Origin of the sequence: Mycobacterium nebraskense (assembly GCF_002102255.1) — a bacterium.
Lineage (GTDB): Bacteria > Actinomycetota > Actinomycetes > Mycobacteriales > Mycobacteriaceae > Mycobacterium > Mycobacterium nebraskense.
The window spans coordinates 1-15,986 of record NZ_LQPH01000127.1 but is presented as its reverse complement, the minus strand read 5'-3'; the positions used below and the strand labels follow the sequence as shown (position 1 = coordinate 15,986).

Sequence of the window (15,986 nt, the reverse complement as noted above, 5' to 3'; positions counted from 1 at the left end):
GATTCACCGTACGCTCCGGATTCTCCCGCGCAGCCCGGTTCGCAGGGCCGTCAGCCCGCGCTCCATCGCGGCGGTGGCCGCGGGCACCGCACCGCTGTAACCGAGGTAGCCGTGCACCAGCGTCTCGGCGTTGTGCACCTCGACGGTCACGCCGGCGTCGGCCAGCAGTTCGCCGTACCGGATGCCGTCGTCGCGCAGCGGGTCGTAACCCGCGACGGCGATGTAGGCGGGCGGCAGGTTGGACACGTCTTTGGCCCTGCCCGGCGCCATACCCGGCGGCGGGGCGGACAAGTCGACTTCGCCCGCGTACCAACGCGAGAACTGCGCGACGGCCCTGGCGTCGAGGATCGGTGCGCCGGCGTTTTCGGTGAAGGACGGCAGCGAGGCGTCCCACATCGTGGAGGGGTACCACAACAGCTGGAACGCGATGAGCGGTGCGCCGTCGTCGCGCGCCCGCTGTGCCATCGCGGCGGAAATGGTTCCGCCGGCCGAATCCCCGGCCACGGCCATCCGGTTCGGGTCACCGCCCAGCTCGGCGGCGTGCTCGGCGACCCAAAGCGTTGCTGCCCAAGCGTCTTCGATGGCGGCGGGGTAGGGGTGCTCCGGCGCCAACCGGTAGTCGACGGACACCACGATGGCGTCGGCGCCGACCGCGTGCTGGCGAGCCGTGCCGTCGTAGCTGTCGAGGTCGCCCACGACGAAGCCACCGCCGTGGAAGTACAGCACGACGGGTGGCGCGGCGCTCCCGGTGCTCGTATCGGAATCGATTGGGGGCCAATAGATCCGCACGTCGATCGACCCCGCCGGACCGGGGATGGCCCGGTCCTCGACGCGCAGCTCGGGATGCAGTGGCCGGCGGGGCAGGTCGCGGAATCGCTGCCGCGCCGCATCGACGCCGTCATCGGTGGATAGCCGGAAGGGAACCGCATCCAGTACCTTCTGCAGGATGGGGTCGATAGCGGGCTTTTCGTCGGCTGTGTTATCCAAGCTTGGCATGGAGGTACCGTACGCACCTCGTTTGGTGGCCGCCGGCTGGGTGGTGGCCGGCTGGGCGGCCCTCGGCTACGGCGTCTACCTGACGGTGCTGGCGTTGGGTTCGCCGCCCGGGACCGAGCTGACCGGGCACTGGGTGCTGCAGCCGCTGTTCAAGGCTTCGATGGCGTTGTTGCTGACCGCCGCCGCGGTGGGCCACGCCATCGTCCGCGAGCGGCGGTCGCTGATGCCGGCGCTGCTGCTGTCCGCCATCGGCGACTGGGCGCTGGCGATCCCGTGGTGGACGCAGTCCTTCGTCGTGGGCCTGGCCGCATTTCTGTTGGCGCACTTGTGTTTCCTGGGCGCGCTCCTGCCCCTGGCGGCGAGGCGCCCGTCAAAGCTGCGCATTGCCGCCGTGGTCGCCATGTGCCTGGCCACCGTCGCGCTGTTGGCCTGGTTCTGGCCGCACCTGGACAAGCTGGCACTTCCGGTGACTGCTTACATCCTCGTGCTGACCGCGATGGTGTGCGCCGCGATGGTGGCGCAGCTGCCGACGATCTGGACGGCGGTGGGGGCGGTATGTTTCGCGGCGTCCGATTCGCTGATCGCCATCGGCCGCTTCATTCTGGGCAACGAGGCCCTGGCGGTGCCGATCTGGTGGTCGTACGCCGCGGCGCTGATCCTGATGACGGCCGGATTCTTCTTCGGACGTGAGGCACCGGTCGACGCCGGTACCCCAGAACCGGCCGAAAGCTGACCGTCGGTGGTCGCCGTTCGCATCCGGACGGTAAAGGCGTTGAGCGGCAACGTATTTCGTCGCATGAGGATGCCGTGACCAGCGCCGCGCGGACACCCGTTCAGGTCGAACCCATCGCCCGGGTGCTGCCGATGCTCTCGGTGCCGCACCTGGACCGCGAGTTCGACTATCTGGTGTCGGCCGAGCAGTCGGACGACGCCCACCCGGGGGTGCGGGTGCGGGTGCGTTTTCACGGCCGGTTGGTCGACGCGTTCGTGCTGGAGCGCCGCAACGACACCGACCACCAGGGCAAGCTCGGTTGGCTGGACCGTGTCGTGTCGCCCGAACCGGTACTGACCCCCGAGATTCGCCGGTTGGTCGACGCGGTGGCGGCCCGCTACGCCGGGACCCGGCCGGACGTGCTGCGCCTGGCCGTGCCGGCCCGGCACGCCCGGGTGGAGCGGGAAGCGACGACGGCCCACCGGCTGCCGGTGCCCGCGCCCGTCGATCCGTCGGCGTGGGAGGTGTACGGCCGGGGCGCCCAGTTCCTGGACGCCCTGGCCGAGTCTCGGGCCGCGCGGGCCGTCTGGCAGGCACTGCCGGGGGAGTCGTGGGCGGACCGATTCGCCGAGGCCGCCGCGCAAACCATCCGCGCCGATCGGGCGGTGCTGGCAATCGTGCCCGACCAGCGCGACCTGGACACGCTGTGGCAGGCCACGACCGCGCGGATCGACGAGAACGGAGTGGTCGCGCTTTCGGCCGGGCTGGGACCCGCCGCCCGCTACCGGCGGTGGCTCGCGGCGCTGCGGGGTCAGGCACGGCTGGTGATCGGTACGCGCAGTGCGGTTTTCGCGCCGCTGAGCGACCTGGGCCTCGTCATGGTGTGGGCCGACGCCGACGATTCCCTGGCCGAGCCGCGGGCGCCGTACCCGCATGCCCGCGAGGTGGCGATGCTCCGAGCGCATCAGGCGCGGTGTGCGGCGCTGATCGGGGGCTACGCGCGCACCGCCGAAGCGCAGGCGTTGGTGCACAGCGGATGGGCGCACGACATCGTCGCGGCCCGGGCGGTGGTGCGCGCCCGCACGCCGCGGGTGGTCGCCCTCGACGACACGGGCTACGCCGACGAACGCGATCCGGCCGCGCACACCGCGCGCATCCCGTCCATCGCGCTGCGCGCCGCCCGCTCGTCGCTGCAGGCCGGGGCGCCGGTGCTGGTGCAGGTGCCGCGGCGCGGGTACGTCCCGTCGCTGGCCTGCGCGCGCTGCCGCACCATCGCCCGGTGCCGGCACTGCACGGGACCCCTCTCACTAGCCGAGTCGTTGCAGGAGGGCGGCCAGGCGCTGGTCTGCCGGTGGTGCGGGCGGACCGACCCGACGCGGCGGTGCGCGCGTTGTGGGTCGGACGCGGTGCGCGCCGTGGTCGTCGGGGCACGCCGCACCGCCGAGGAGCTCGGCCGCGCGTTTCCCGGTACTGCGGTGGTCACCTCGTCGGGCGACGGCGTCGTGCCGGAGGTCGCCGCCGGCCCGGCCCTCGTGGTGGCCACCCCGGGGGCGGAACCCACCGCGTCGGGTGGCTACGGGGCGGCGTTGCTGTTGGATACCTGGGCGCTGCTGGGCCGGCAGGACCTGCGCGCCGCCGAGGACGCGCTGTGGCGCTGGATGACCGCCGCGGCGCTGGTGCGTTCCCGCGGCGAAGGCGGGGTGGTGCTGGCGGTGGCCGAATCATCAATTCCCACAGTGCAATCGCTGATCCGTTGGGATCCCGTGGGACACGCCGAGGCCGACTTGGCGGCTCGAACCGAATTGGGCCTGCCGCCCAGCGTGCACATGGCGGCCCTGGATGGCGCCGCCGAGGCGGTGGCGGCGTTGCTCGACGAGGCCGGGCTCCCGGACGGGGCCGACGTGCTGGGACCGGTGGATTTGCCGGCGGGCGTGCGCCGCCCGGCGGGAACGCCGGCCGGCGTGCCGGTGACGAGGATGCTGGTGCGCGCGCGCCGGGAACAGGGTCTGGCGCTGGCCGCGGCGCTGCGTCGCGGCGTGAGCGTGCTGTCGGCCCGCCAGGCCCACGAGCCGGTCCGGGTACAGATCGATCCGCTGCACATCGGGTGACCTCGCCAAATCCTGCCCGAGGGGATAGTATGCGTCGGAAATAATGCCTGACTACGACATTGGAAGGTTGTTACACTTCCTGTTCTTTAGCCGCCGATAGGCCGGAGACAATCCGGAGAAGGGCCGACATGGCAGCGGACAACGCGACGACGGCGGACGAGTCGCTGGATGTGATCACCGACGCTTTGCTGACGGCTTCCCGCTTGCTGGTTGCCGTCTCGGCGCGCTCAATCGGGCAGGTGGACGAGACCATCACGATTCCCCAATTCCGGACGCTGGTGATCCTGTCCAATCGCGGCCCGGTCAATCTGGCCACGCTGGCCGGTCTGCTCGGAGTGCAACCATCCGCCACCGGGCGGATGGTCGATCGACTGGTCGCGGCCGGGCTGATCGACCGCCTACCGCACCCGACGTCACGGCGCGAGCTGTTGGCCGCGCTGACGAAGCGGGGGCGGGAGGTCGTCCGTCAGGTCACCTCGTACCGGCGCAGCGAAATCGCGGCCATCGTGGAGAAGATGCCACCGCCGGAGCGCCACGGTCTGGTGCGCGCCCTGACCGCGTTCACCGCCGCCGGCGGTGAGCCGGACGTGCACCTTGACGCCGACATCGATATTTAGCGCTTCTCGGCGGTGACCAGCAGGTACTCCCAGCTCATGGTGCCGTCGGCGAGGTATTGCTGTGCGAGTTCGACGAGTTGGGCGTCGAGCTCGGCGGTCAGCACGCGGTTGTGGCCGATGTTCGCGTAGGCCTCGATCGTCGGGCCGTAGTGATTCTTGAAATAGGTGTGTACCGCTTCGGCGCTGTCGAACCGGTTCACCCCCAGCATTCCCCGCACCCCGGTCATCCGGCCGACGCGGTCGCCGAGTAGTGCGGTGACATAGCCCTCCCGCCCCCACAGCGCGGCCGGCGGTACCGCCTGCGACAGGCTGGGCCGGTAGGGCCGGATGGTGGCAAGCATCCGGCCGAAGAACCCGTCCGGTGTCCAGCTGATCACGCCGATCGTCCCGCCCGGCCGGCAGACCCGGACCAGTTCGTCGGCTGCCCGCTGTTGGTCCGGTGCGAACTGCACGCCGATCGCGGAGATGACGACGTCGAACTCGCCGTTGCCGAAGGGCAGCGCGTGTGCGTTGGCTTCCCGATAGTCGATCGTCAGGCCCTGTGCCGCGGCCCGCGCCTGCGACCGCTGCAACAGCTCGGGGGTGAGGTCGCTGGAAACCACGGCGGCGCCCGCCGCGGCGGCCGGAAGCGAGATGTTGCCCGAGCCGGCCGCGACGTCGAGCACCCGCACGCCGGGTCCGATGCCGGTGGCCTTGACCAGGATCGGGCCCAGCGGGGCCATCACTTCCTCGGCCATCAGGGCGTAATCACCGAGCGCCCATACCGCTCGATGGGGAGCGGTGTCGCTGATCGTGGTCTCGAGAGTCATCAGACCTCCTTCAAGATAAGGAAAGGGCTGCCCACTCGACCTCGTTGTCCCTAGCGCGGCAGTGCGGTCACATCGCCAGATAATGACCCCAATCAATAGTATGCATTTGAAATAATACACGTGCGCAACTTTAGGCGGGGCGGCAGCCGTGGCTTTCTAGACTGTGCCGGTGCGTCTCGTCTTCGCCGGCACCCCCGAACCCGCGCTGCCCGCGCTGCGTCGCCTCATCGACTCGCCCCGTCACGAGGTGATCGCCGTGCTGACCCGGCCCGACGCCGCCGTCGGCCGGCACGGCAAGCCGCAGCCCTCGCCGGTGGCCCGGGAAGCGCTCGATCGTGGCATCCCGCTGCTGCGACCGGCGCGGCCGAACTCGGACGAGTTCGTCGCCGAACTGTCGGAGTTGGCACCGGACTGCTGCGCGGTCGTGGCCTACGGCGCGTTGCTGCGCGACGGCCTGCTCGGCGTGCCCCCGCACGGGTGGATCAACCTGCACTTCTCGCTGCTGCCCGCCTGGCGCGGGGCGGCGCCGGTGCAGGCGGCGATCGCGGCCGGGGACACCATCACCGGGGCGACGACGTTCCAGATCGAACCCAGTCTGGACTCCGGCCCCATCTACGGATTCGTCACCGAGACGATCCGGCCGGCCGACACCGCGGGCGAACTGCTTGAGCGACTGGCCGTTTCGGGTGCGGCGCTGCTGTCGACCACACTGGACGGCATCGCCGATCGAACGTTGACGCCCCGGCCGCAACCCACGGACGGGGTCAGCATCGCGCCGAAAATCACCGTCGAGCAAGCCCGGGTGCGCTGGGACCTGCCGGCGCTCGTCGTCGAGCGCCGGATCCGCTCGGTCACCCCCAACCCGGGTGCCTGGACGCTGATCGGCGACCTGCGTATCAAGCTCGGGCCCGTGCACATCGATGCGGGCGCCCCGGAATCGTTGGCGCCCGGTGCAATCTACGTCGACCGCAAGAACGTGTGGATCGGCACCGGTTCGCAAGCCGTGCGGCTGGGCCAAATACAGCCGCCCGGAAAGAAGCTCATGAATGCCGTCGACTGGGCCCGGGGCGCGCGACTCGACTCCGCGGCGCGGGCGACATGAGCCCGCCCCGACCGCCGGACCGCGGACGCGGCAAACGGCGCCGCCCGCTCGACCCGGCGCGGGCCGCCGCGTTCGACGTGCTGCGGGCGGTCAGCGAGCGCGATGCCTACGCGAACCTGGCCCTGCCCGCGCTGCTGCGCGAACGCGGGATCAGCGGCCGCGACGCCGCGTTCGCCACCGAGCTGACCTACGGCACCTGCCGCACCCGGGGCCTGCTCGACGCGGTCATCGCCGCGGCCGCGAGACGCGCGCCGGACACCATCGACCCGGTGCTGCTCGACCTGCTGCGGCTCGGCACCTACCAGTTGCTGCGCACCCGGGTCGACACGTACGCCGCGGTGTCCACCACAGTCGAACAGGCCGGGATCGAATTCGATTCGGCCCGAGCGGGTTTCGTCAATGGTGTGCTGCGCACCATCGCCGCCCGAGACGAGAAGTCCTGGGTCGCGGAGCTGGCGCCCGACCGGTCGCGGGATCCAGTCGGGCATGCCGCCTTCGTGCACGCGCACCCGCGCTGGATTGCGCAGGCCTTCACCGACGCGCTGGGGGTGGCCGCCGGCGAGCTCGACGCGGTGCTGGCCAGCGACGACGAACGGCCGCAGGTGCACCTGGCGGCCCGCCCCGGGGCGCTGACCGCGGCGGAGCTGGCCGATGCCGTCGGTGGCACGGTCGGCCGGTATTCGCCCTACGCGGTGTACCTGCCGGGCGGCGATCCCGGGTTGCTGGCGCCGGTGCGCGATGGCGCCGCGCTGGTCCAGGACGAGGGCAGCCAGCTGGTGGCGCGGGCGCTGACGCTGGCGCCGGTCGAGGACGACACCGGGCGGTGGCTGGATCTGTGCGCCGGACCGGGCGGCAAGACCGCGTTGCTGGCCGCGCTGGGCGCCGGATCCGGGGCCCGCGTCACGGCGGTGGAGCCCAACCCGCGCCGCGCCGACATGGTGGCCGAGAACACCCGCGGGCTCCCGGTCGACGTGCTGCGGGTCGACGGGAGGCAGACCGGCCTCCAGCCGAGCTTCGACCGGGTGCTCGTGGACGTGCCCTGCACCGGGCTGGGCGCGTTACGGCGCCGGCCCGAGGCGCGGTGGCGGCGGCAGCCGGCCGACGTGCCGGCGCTCACCAAGCTGCAGCGCGAGCTGCTGGGCGCCGCGATCGCGCTGACCCGGCCGGGCGGTGTGGTGCTCTACGCGACCTGTTCGCCCCACCTCGCCGAAACAGTTGGGGTGGTCGCCGATGCGCTGCGCCGGCACCCGGTGTGCGCGTTGGACACCCGGCCGCTGTTCGCGCCCGTCACCGGGCTGGGGGATGGGCCCCACGTCCAGCTCTGGCCGCACCGACACGGCACCGACGCTATGTTCGCCGCCGCGCTGCGCCGCGAAGCGGAGTAGCGGGGGCGGCGACTCAACGGACCAAGCCGCCGCCGCGTTGCGCCGCGAAGCGGAGTAGCGGGGGCGGCGACTCAACGGACCAAGCCGCCGCCGCGCCGCGCCGCCTACCGTGAACCGGCTCGCGACGCTCAGTAGTCTGGCGCACATGCCTGGCAACACCGGTAGGCCGCTGATCGCGCCGTCCATTCTGTCCGCCGATTTCGCGCGGCTGGCCGATGAAGCGGCCGCGGTGGTGGGCGCCGACTGGCTGCACGTCGACGTGATGGACAACCACTTCGTGCCGAACCTGACCATCGGCCTCCCGGTGGTCGAAAGCCTGCTGGCCACCACGACCATCCCGATGGACTGCCATCTGATGATCGAGGACCCCGACCGTTGGGCGCCCGGCTACGCCGAGGCGGGCGCCTACAACGTCACCTTCCACGCCGAGGCCACCGACAACCCGGTCGGGGTGGCGCGCGACATCCGCGCCGCCGGCGCTCGGGCGGGCATCAGCGTCAAGCCGGGAACCCCGCTCGAGCCGTACCTGGAAATCCTGCCGCAGTTCGACACCCTGCTCATCATGTCGGTGGAGCCGGGCTTCGGGGGCCAGAGCTTCATCCCCGAGGTGCTGAGCAAGGTCCGCACCGCGCGCAAGCTGATCGATGCGGGAGAGCTGACGATCCTGGTTGAAATCGACGGCGGCATCAACGATGACACCATCGAGCGGGCCGCCGAGGCCGGCGTCGACTGCTTCGTCGCCGGGTCGGCCGTTTACGGCGCGGAGGACCCGGAGGCCGCGGTAGAGGCGCTGCGGAGGCAGGCCGCCGCCGCGTCACCGCACCTGCGCCGATGAATCAGCCCGTCGACGGCCTCGACGCGGCGATGCGCCTGGCGATCGAGCAGTCCAACCAGGTCAAGGGCACCACCTATCCGAACCCGCCGGTGGGCGCGGTCATCCTGGACGCCGGCGGCGCGGTCGTCGGCGTCGGCGGCACCGAACCCGCCGGTGGCGACCACGCCGAGGTGTTGGCGTTGCGGCGGGCCGGTGATCTGGCGGTCGGCGGGACCGCGGTCGTCACCCTGGAGCCGTGCAACCACTACGGCAAGACCCCGCCGTGCGTGAACGCCCTGCTGGAAGCGAAAGTGGGGGCGGTGGTTTACGGCGTCGCCGACCCCAACCCGGCCGCCGCCGGTGGCGCCGCCCGGCTGACGGAGGCCGGCGTGCAGGTGACGTCCGGGGTGCTGGCCGACGAAGTGGCGGGCGGCCCGCTGCGGGAGTGGCTGCACAAGCAGCGGACCGGGCTGCCACACGTGACCTGGAAATACGCCAGCAGCGTCGATGGCCGCAGCGCGGCCGCCGATGGCACCAGCCAATGGATTTCCAGCGAGGCGTCGCGGCTGGACCTGCATCGCCGCCGGGTGGCCGCCGACGCGATCGTGGTCGGCACCGGCACGGTACTGGCCGACGATCCGGTGCTGACCGCCCGGTTGCCCGACGGGTCGCTAACCGGCCGGCAACCGCTGCGCGTGGTGGTCGGCATGCGCGAAATGCCGCCGGAGGCAAAGGTTCTCAACGACGATTCGCGGACCATGGTGATTCGCACGCACGACCCCATGGAGGTGATCAAGGCGCTTTCGGATCGCACCGACGTCCTGCTGGAAGGCGGTCCCACCCTCGCCGGCGCCTTCCTGCGGGCGGGCGCGGTCAACCGGATCCTGGTTTACGTCGCGCCGATGCTGCTGGGGGGCCCGATCTCCGCGGTCGACGACGTCGGGGTGCCCACCATCGCGCGGGCGTTGCGCTGGCATTTCGACGGAGTCGACCGCGTCGGGCCGGATCTGGTGCTCAGCCTGGTGCCGCGCGGCGACTAATCGCGCCTAGCGCTCACCTAATGAGATCGTCTGCGGCTCGGGGATTTCCGTTTCCTCGGCGTGCTCCTTGCGGCCACCGATCAACAGGCCCAGCAGCGCGCCCACGATGCAGATGACCACAGTGGCGCTGAAGATGTCGCCGTACATCATGGCGAACGCCTTGAGGTACATCGTCCCCTGGGCGGCGATCCGCTCCAACAGGGACGCGTTGGGAGGTATCGCGGCCGTCAACCCCGCGACGATCTGGTTGAACCGGTAGAGACCCCACGCGCTCAGCGCGGCCACACCGATGAGCATGCCCGTCATCCGGGCCACCACCACGGCCGCCGAGGCGATGCCGTGCTGGGCGGACGGAACCACCCGCAGCGCCGCGGAGGTCAGCGGCCCGATCACCAAGCCGAGGCCCACCCCGGCCACCAAAAGGTCGGCATGCAACACCGGGACGCTGAACACCCCGAAAATGTCGTGCTTCTGGCTCAACACGTCCTGGCGCCAGTAGTGGATCAGCCAGTAGCCGTAGGCCGCGATCAGCAGCCCGACGAAGGTCATCACGCGGTCGCCGACCCGGGTGGCGATCCACCCGCCCAGCACCGCCCCGATCGGCAGCGCGATCAGGAACCACAGCAGCAACCCGGCGGCCTGCGTCTGGTCCATCTGCAGCACGCCCTGGCCGAACAGCTCCACGTCGACGAGGGTCACCATCAACGCCGCACCCGCGGCCAGCGATGCGCCCAGCGCGGCCAGGAACGGGCGGAAGTGCACCCCCGCCGGCTCGATCAGCCGGGTGCGCGAGAACCGTTCCCAGAGCATGAACAGCACCGCGACCACGACCGCTCCGATGACCAGTGGCAGGCCGTAGCTCGGCAGGATCTGTTTGCCGTCGGGTTGCGGGTTGTATAGACCAATCACCGCAAGGCCCAGGGCGACCGCGAGCAGCACACCACCGACCAGGTCGACCCTCTCGGGCTCCTCCACGCGCTCGTGCGACGGCAGGCTGAACTGAATCATCACCATCGCGATCAACGTCAGCGGGACGTTGATCCAGAACACGTAGCGCCAATCGTGGAACAAGTACACGATGAAGATCCCGTACAGCGGGCCCAGCACGCTTCCGAGCTCCTGTGCTGCGCCGATGCCGCCCAGCACGCCGGCGCGGTTGCGCTGAGCCCACAAGTCGGCGCCCAGGGCGAGCGTGACCGGCAGCAGCGCGCCACTGGCCACACCCTGGATGGTGCGGCCGCCGATCAGCAGGTGGAAATCGCCCCACTGCCCGGCCATTGCGGTTACCACCGACCCGACCATGAACAGGGTCAGGCTGACCTGCAGCACCAGCTTGCGGCCGAATCGGTCGGAGGCCCGCCCCAGCAGCGGCATGGCGGCGATGTAGCCCAGCAGGTACATCGTGATGATCCAGGTGATGCGCTGCAGCTGGTTGATCGGGATGTGAACGTCGCTCATGATGTCGCGCATGATCGTGACGACGACATAGGCGTCCAGCGCGCCCAGCAGCACTGCCAGGCTGCCGGCGCTGATCGCGACGCGGCGCCCGGTCTGCGAACTCATGAACTCACCGGGGGCTTTGTGACCTGAACATTCTCACCCCAATTGGACAGGGTGACCTGGACGGAATTGCCCGAACTCTTTTGCATGTTGGCCTGAACCAGCTGGTGGTCACCGGTCTCCTGGATCCACACCGTGCTCGGCACCGGCTGCGTCGCGTTGAACTGCGGCATGATCTTGTTCACCGCGTCCGCCGAGACGTTCCCGCTGACGCGGATCGTGCTCTGACCGTTGATGATGTCGCGACCCTCGGCCTTGGCGTTGGTGAAGTTCGTCAGCGCGTTGGCCAGCCCGGTGTCCGGGTTCAACAACACCGACACGTCGTAGATGTCGGACGCCTTGCCGAAGTCGCTCCACTTGTTGGGCGTCAGCGTGGCGTACAGGATGCTGTCGACGACGACGAAGTTGGCGTCGATGTCGGATCCACCCAGGGTGATGGTGGCGTTGCCCGACGCGGCGGTGGCCGGCGCCGTGGTGAGGTCACCGGTCAGCGTCTTGATGGGCAGCCCCTGGATCTTGCCTTGGATCGACAGCACCAGGTGCACGCTCTTGACGGCCTTGGTGGCGTCGGCCGACTGTTTGACCAAGGTCGTGGCGTCGGGTAGTGGGGCGCCGCTCTGCTTTGAGCCCGACGAACAGCCGGCGATCAAGGCGGTGGCGAGGGTCAGGGATGCGAGGACAGCCGATAGACGGCGGCGGGTCTGCATAACTTGCATCGTAGAGGGTGCCGGTGACCGGCTTTGGAGACGCAGGGCCGCGGTGTCCGCCCGGCACTGACGCTTTGGCCTCCTCACCAGCGCGGCCGCGCCTTCTCGGCGGCCGATTAACCTAATGGAATGTTCACCGGAATTGTCGAGGAACTCGGAGAGGTGACCGGCCGTGACGTGCTCGCCGACGCCGCACGGTTGACCATCCGCGGACCCGTCGTGACCTCCGACGCCGGGCACGGCGACTCGATCGCCGTCAACGGCGTCTGCCTGACCGTCGCCGAATTGCTGCCCGACGCCCAGTTCACCGCCGACGTGATGGCCGAAACCCTCAACCGGTCCAACCTGGGCGCCTTGCAGGTCGGCAGTCCGGTCAATCTGGAACGCGCCGCGGCGGTCAACAGCCGGCTCGGGGGGCACATCGTGCAGGGGCACGTGGACGGGACCGGCCAGGTGGTGAGCCGGGCGCCGTCCGAGCACTGGGAAGTGGTGCGGATCGAGATCCCCGCGGCGGTGGCCCGCTACGTCGTCGAAAAAGGGTCGATCACCGTCGACGGGATTTCGTTGACGGTCTCCGGGCTTGGCAACGGACCGGGTGACTGGTTCGAGGTTTCGCTGATCCGCACCACCCGGGAGCTGACCACCTTGGGTCGCGCCCCGGTCGGGACGCAGGTGAACCTCGAGGTCGACGTGATCGCCAAATACGTCGAGCGGTTGCTCACCGCGCGCTAGGCCGCGTTCGGGGAAGGGCGCCCCTTACCGGTTCGGTCAGCAGGGCTCGCCCGGCGGCGTCCAGTACGGCTCGCCGGACGGGGTGTAGCACGGCGGTGGTGCGTCGGGTGGCGGGACCGTCATCGCGCCCGCCGGAAGGACCCAGTTACCCCAGCGCCCCGGATCGGTGCACCCACCGACGCTCACATGCCGACCGCCGACGTCGGCGCACGCGTCGGCCGTCGCGCGTTGCGGGCCGGCGATACCCGCTGCAAATCCTGCCGCGAACATCAAGGTCACGGCCGGTACCGCCAGTCTCGCTGCGATTCTCATGCCGCTCAGCGTAGATTGCGGGCACCGGATCAGGAGTGGTTTCGCCGCCGATCCGCGTTTGTTCTCAAGGGCGCGCAGGCGGGGTGCCGATCCGTCGCGAAAGCCGCGGCAATGACGTGGCGCGTGGTGGTTCATACTGAATGCAACACTTGGGCTCTTTCTGCGGACCCCTGAGACAGCAAGGTAGCGACGATGACGAGGTTGGACTCCGTCGAGAGGGCGGTTGCCGACATCGCGGCCGGTAAGGCCGTGGTCGTCATCGACGATGAGGAGCGCGAGAACGAGGGCGACCTGATCTTCGCCGCCGAGAAGGCGACGCCGGAGCTGGTGGCGTTCATGGTCCGCTACACCTCGGGGTACCTGTGCGTCCCGCTGGACGGCGCGATCTGCGACCGGCTGGGGCTGCTGCCCATGTACGCGGTGAATCAGGACAAGCACGGGACCGCCTACACCGTCACCGTCGACGCGAAAAACGGTGTGGGCACCGGGATCTCGGCATCCGACCGGGCCACCACGATGCGCCTGCTGGCGGATCCCGCCAGCATCGCAGACGATTTCACTCGCCCCGGCCACGTAGTTCCCTTGCGCGCCAAGGACGGCGGCGTGCTGCGCCGCCCCGGCCACACCGAGGCCGCCGTGGACCTGGCCCGGATGGCGGGGTTGCAACCCGCGGGCGCGATCTGCGAGATCGTGAGCCAAAAGGATGAAGGCTCGATGGCGCAGACCGACGAGCTACGGGTCTTCGCCGACGAGCACGACCTGGCGCTGATCACCATCGCCGACCTGATCGAGTGGCGACGCAAGCACGAGAAGCACATTGAGCGGATCGCCGAGGCCCGGATCCCGACTCGGCATGGCGAGTTTCGCGCCATCGGCTACGCCAGCATCTATGAGGACGTCGAACACGTCGCGCTGGTTCGCGGCGAGATCGCCGGGCCCAACGCCGACGGCGACGACGTGTTGGTCCGGGTGCACTCCGAGTGCCTGACCGGTGACGTGTTCGGTTCCCGTCGCTGCGATTGCGGGCCCCAACTGGACGCCGCGATGGCGATGGTCGCGCGAGAGGGGCGCGGCATCGTGCTGTACATGCGCGGCCACGAGGGCCGCGGCATCGGCCTGATGCACAAATTGCAGGCCTACCAGCTGCAGGACGCCGGCGAGGACACCGTCGACGCCAATCTCAAACTCGGATTGCCCGCCGATGCAAGGGATTACGGAATCGGAGCGCAGATCCTGGTCGACCTCGGGGTCCGCTCGATGCGGCTGCTGACCAACAACCCGGCCAAGCGGGTCGGGCTGGACGGCTACGGCTTGCACATCATCGAGCGGGTGCCACTGCCGGTGCGCGCCAACGCGGAGAACATCAGGTACCTGATGACCAAGCGTGACAAGATGGGCCACGACCTGGCCGGGCTCGACGACTTTCACGAATCCGTCCATCTGCCAGGCGAATTCGGCGGCGCTCTGTGACCGCCGACGACGATGCAGAGCGTAGCGATGCTGAGGAGTGGCGCAATTGAGCGGTAGCGGGGAGCCGGAGATCCCGGCGCTCGACGCGTCCGGTCTGCGGCTCGGCATCGTGGCGAGCACCTGGCACAGCAAGATCTGTGAAGCGCTGCTGGCCGGCGCCCGCAAGGTCGTAGCCGACTCGGGCATCGACAACCCGACAGTGGTCCGCGTCCTTGGCGCGATCGAGATCCCGGTGGTGGCGCAGGAACTTGCCCGCAACCACGACGCGGTCATCGCCCTGGGGGTCGTGATTCAGGGCGAGACACCCCATTTCACGTATGTCTGCGATGCGGTGACCCAGGGCTTGACCCGGGTGGCGCTGGACGCATCGACGCCCGTTGCCAACGGGGTGCTGACGACCAACACCGAGCAGCAGGCGCTCGATCGCGCCGGGCTTCCGGAATCGGTCGAAGACAAGGGCGCCCAGGCGGCCGGGGCGGCCCTGACCGCGGCGCTGACACTGCGTGAGTTGCGCGCGCGGTCGTGACTAACCGCGAGGAATGGGACGTCCAGTTGCGTCCGCACCGCACTCCGATATTCGTTTATGCCGCGGCGTTCACCATCGCCGCGGTGCACATCGCGATCGGCTTCCTGCTCAAAGTCGGATCTACCGGGGTGGTTTTTCAGACCAGCGACCAAGTGGCGATGGCGCTGCTCGGTCTGGTCCTCGCCGGCGCGGTGCTGCTGTTCGCCCGTCCCCGGCTGCGAATCGGGGCCGCCGGGATATCGGTGCGTAACCTGTTGGGCGACAAACTAATCGAGTGGCCAGACGTTGCCGGTGTCTCATTCCCGGTGGGTAACCGCTGGGCGCGCATCGATCTGCCCGACGACGAGTACATTCCCGTGATGGCCATCCAGGCCGTCGATAAGGAGCGCGCGGTCGACGCCATGGACACCGTGCGGTCGCTGTTGGCGCGGTATCGCCCCGACCTGCATGCCCGCTGAAAAGGGCTGTTCGCGCGAGCGCGGACAGCCCTTTTCAGACGGAGGGGTCAGTACCTAGTGCAGTCGGTCATCATCTGCTGGAAGATCGGCAAAGCCTGCTGCGCGCCCTGGTTGTGCTCGATGGCGTGGAGCAGGTTCACCCGCTGATCCGGCGACGACGCCAGGTACTGCTGCAAGAACTGCTGGTTCGGCGGCGACTGGTCGAGGTACTGAGCGGCCATCGGATTCTCCGCGTGCACCGCCCGCATCGCCTGGTCGTAACTGCAGGTCGTGTTGATCATCGGGCCATAATCGGGGGCAGCGGATGCGACCCCAGCCGCGGCGGTCGACGCCAACGCCAGACCGCCAACCCCGATCGCGAGTCTGGTCAACGAGCGTTTGAACATCTGTGGACTCCCTCCATTGATTACCAACCACTGTACGTCCAACTACACCCTTGGTAACCGAAACCGGAGCCGTCCAAACCGTCCGCACCAGCCACGCGTGGCGGTAATCCCAGGTCGCCGGCCCTTTAAGTGAAAGCCGCGACCGGTCGGCAGCGCACCCGATGATCGAACCTAAGTACTGCTTATCTGCTTAAGTGGACTAGCGGCCTAGAATTCTCCAAATATGTTGCTAGGCAAGGCTTCTAAAGCAAA

General features: G+C 69.5%; 17 protein-coding genes. 11 read left to right on the top strand and 6 right to left on the bottom strand.

What is annotated here, in order from left to right:
- Positions 1–3: 3 nt before the first annotated feature.
- Complete coding sequence (locus AWC17_RS16205) at positions 4–996, bottom strand: alpha/beta hydrolase (RefSeq protein WP_047323649.1); 993 nt, start codon at positions 994–996, stop codon at positions 4–6.
- Here AWC17_RS16205 and AWC17_RS16200 point away from each other — a divergent pair.
- The 3 genes from AWC17_RS16200 (at position 995) to AWC17_RS16190 (ending at position 4,433) form a co-directional block, all read left to right on the top strand.
- Entirely contained in the window at positions 995–1,729 is a 735-nt protein-coding gene (locus AWC17_RS16200; RefSeq protein ID WP_046187111.1) for a lysoplasmalogenase, read from the top strand. The genes AWC17_RS16205 and AWC17_RS16200 overlap by 2 nt on opposite strands.
- A gap of 131 nt (positions 1,730–1,860) precedes the next feature.
- A complete protein-coding gene (locus AWC17_RS16195) occupies positions 1,861–3,816 on the top strand; it encodes a primosomal protein N' (RefSeq protein WP_047323667.1) in 1,956 nt (651 codons plus the stop codon).
- 128 nt (positions 3,817–3,944) lie between these two features.
- Positions 3,945–4,433 (top strand): MarR family winged helix-turn-helix transcriptional regulator, encoded by a 489-nt coding sequence (locus tag AWC17_RS16190; RefSeq protein ID WP_046186985.1) that lies wholly within the window; start codon positions 3,945–3,947, stop codon positions 4,431–4,433.
- Here the strand turns inward: AWC17_RS16190 and AWC17_RS16185 are convergent.
- Positions 4,430–5,242, bottom strand: coding sequence for a class I SAM-dependent methyltransferase (locus AWC17_RS16185; RefSeq protein ID WP_046186984.1), 813 nt, complete (start codon positions 5,240–5,242; stop codon positions 4,430–4,432). The genes AWC17_RS16190 and AWC17_RS16185 overlap by 4 nt on opposite strands.
- 169 nt (positions 5,243–5,411) lie before the next feature.
- Here AWC17_RS16185 and fmt point away from each other — a divergent pair, with 169 nt between their 5' ends.
- The 4 genes from fmt to ribD all read left to right on the top strand — a co-directional run bounded on the left by fmt (position 5,412) and on the right by ribD (position 9,583).
- Entirely contained in the window at positions 5,412–6,344 is a 933-nt protein-coding gene (fmt, locus tag AWC17_RS16180; RefSeq protein ID WP_046186986.1) for a methionyl-tRNA formyltransferase, read from the top strand.
- Entirely contained in the window at positions 6,341–7,729 is a 1,389-nt protein-coding gene (locus AWC17_RS16175; RefSeq protein WP_047323646.1) for an RsmB/NOP family class I SAM-dependent RNA methyltransferase, read from the top strand. The genes fmt and AWC17_RS16175 overlap by 4 nt, the downstream gene beginning before the upstream one ends.
- 145 nt (positions 7,730–7,874) lie before the next feature.
- Positions 7,875–8,564 carry a ribulose-phosphate 3-epimerase gene (rpe, locus tag AWC17_RS16170; protein ID WP_046184050.1) on the top strand — a complete coding sequence of 230 codons (690 nt, stop codon included), beginning with the start codon at positions 7,875–7,877 and terminating at the stop codon, positions 8,562–8,564.
- Positions 8,561–9,583: a bifunctional diaminohydroxyphosphoribosylaminopyrimidine deaminase/5-amino-6-(5-phosphoribosylamino)uracil reductase RibD gene (gene ribD, locus AWC17_RS16165; protein ID WP_046184049.1), complete on the top strand. Its 1,023-nt coding sequence runs from the start codon at positions 8,561–8,563 to the stop codon at positions 9,581–9,583. The genes rpe and ribD overlap by 4 nt, the downstream gene beginning before the upstream one ends.
- Positions 9,584–9,589: 6 nt before the next feature.
- Here ribD and AWC17_RS16160 read toward each other — a convergent pair whose 3' ends face one another.
- The gene (locus AWC17_RS16160; RefSeq protein WP_046184048.1) at positions 9,590–11,146 is read right to left on the bottom strand and encodes an MFS transporter; all 1,557 of its coding nucleotides are present in this window, start codon (positions 11,144–11,146) and stop codon (positions 9,590–9,592) included.
- Positions 11,143–11,850, bottom strand: a complete 708-nt coding sequence (locus AWC17_RS16155; protein WP_046184047.1) for an LppX_LprAFG lipoprotein — start codon at positions 11,848–11,850, stop codon at positions 11,143–11,145. The genes AWC17_RS16160 and AWC17_RS16155 overlap by 4 nt, the downstream gene beginning before the upstream one ends.
- Before the next feature lie 129 nt (positions 11,851–11,979).
- Between AWC17_RS16155 and AWC17_RS16150 the strand changes: the two genes are divergently transcribed.
- Positions 11,980–12,582, top strand: coding sequence for a riboflavin synthase (locus AWC17_RS16150; RefSeq protein WP_085164853.1), 603 nt, complete (start codon positions 11,980–11,982; stop codon positions 12,580–12,582).
- A 36-nt stretch (positions 12,583–12,618) separates the two neighbouring features.
- Here AWC17_RS16150 and AWC17_RS16145 read toward each other — a convergent pair whose 3' ends face one another.
- Positions 12,619–12,894: a hypothetical protein gene (locus AWC17_RS16145; RefSeq protein WP_231588580.1), complete on the bottom strand. Its 276-nt coding sequence runs from the start codon at positions 12,892–12,894 to the stop codon at positions 12,619–12,621.
- A gap of 192 nt (positions 12,895–13,086) precedes the next feature.
- Between AWC17_RS16145 and AWC17_RS16140 the strand changes: the two genes are divergently transcribed.
- The 3 genes from AWC17_RS16140 to AWC17_RS16130 are packed head-to-tail and all read left to right on the top strand — an operon-like array spanning position 13,087 to position 15,348.
- Positions 13,087–14,364: a bifunctional 3,4-dihydroxy-2-butanone-4-phosphate synthase/GTP cyclohydrolase II gene (locus tag AWC17_RS16140; RefSeq protein ID WP_046184032.1), complete on the top strand. Its 1,278-nt coding sequence runs from the start codon at positions 13,087–13,089 to the stop codon at positions 14,362–14,364.
- A gap of 46 nt (positions 14,365–14,410) precedes the next feature.
- Entirely contained in the window at positions 14,411–14,890 is a 480-nt protein-coding gene (gene ribH, locus AWC17_RS16135) for a 6,7-dimethyl-8-ribityllumazine synthase (protein WP_046184052.1), read from the top strand.
- Positions 14,887–15,348, top strand: coding sequence for a PH domain-containing protein (locus AWC17_RS16130; protein WP_046184031.1), 462 nt, complete (start codon positions 14,887–14,889; stop codon positions 15,346–15,348). Before ribH ends, AWC17_RS16130 begins: the two co-directional genes overlap by 4 nt.
- Before the next feature lie 47 nt (positions 15,349–15,395).
- Here AWC17_RS16130 and AWC17_RS16125 read toward each other — a convergent pair whose 3' ends face one another.
- On the bottom strand, positions 15,396–15,734 hold the full coding sequence (locus tag AWC17_RS16125) for a hemophore-related protein (protein WP_046184030.1): 339 nt from the start codon (positions 15,732–15,734) through the stop codon (positions 15,396–15,398).
- Positions 15,735–15,986 lie beyond the last annotated feature (252 nt).